The sequence below is a fragment of the Planktothrix tepida PCC 9214 genome (assembly GCF_900009145.1).
In the GTDB taxonomy this organism is placed as follows: Bacteria; Cyanobacteriota; Cyanobacteriia; order Cyanobacteriales; family Microcoleaceae; genus Planktothrix; species Planktothrix tepida.
The window spans coordinates 1-464 of record NZ_LN889872.1; the positions used below are offsets into that span (position 1 = coordinate 1).

2 protein-coding genes are annotated in these 464 nt (G+C 39.2%); both read left to right on the plus strand.

Annotation, left to right across the window (positions count from 1 at the left end):
• The coding region (locus PL9214_RS32885; protein WP_139295220.1) for a double zinc ribbon domain-containing protein at nucleotides 1–132 on the plus strand (132 nt) is incomplete at its 5' end.
• A gap of 42 nt (nucleotides 133–174) precedes the next feature.
• Nucleotides 175–464, plus strand: a 290-nt coding sequence (locus PL9214_RS32585) for a DUF4158 domain-containing protein (RefSeq protein WP_139295221.1), incomplete at its 3' end; no start/stop codon positions are given.

The following is a 464-nucleotide window of genomic DNA, read 5'->3' on the forward strand; positions in this document are numbered from 1 at the left end:
CGGTCGAAATATTGCTTTGCTTGTGGTACAGCCTTACGAAACCGTTGTATTAGTTGTGACGAACCAATTATGTCGCTGAAATTCAAATTTTGTCCTTACTGTGGTGTCAACTACAAATTTTCACCCAACTAATTAGTCATTAATAATAATTACAAATAAATACAGGTAATCTAATTGGCAACTCGTGAACTTTTATCTCCAGCACAGCGGCTACAATTTACGGAAATTCCCCATTTTATCACCCCAAGAGATCTAGCTCGCTACTATACTTTTAGCAATGACGAACTCCGGGTTATAAAGCAGCGACGTAGACCACACAATCGGCTTGGTTTCGCTGTACAATTGTGTTATCTACGCTTCCCGGGGCGGGTTTGGAGTTTAGGAGAAATAGTACCGGAATCTGTACTTTTTTATATCGCATCTCAATTAAAACTTGACCCAACAATCATCAGAGAATATTCTCA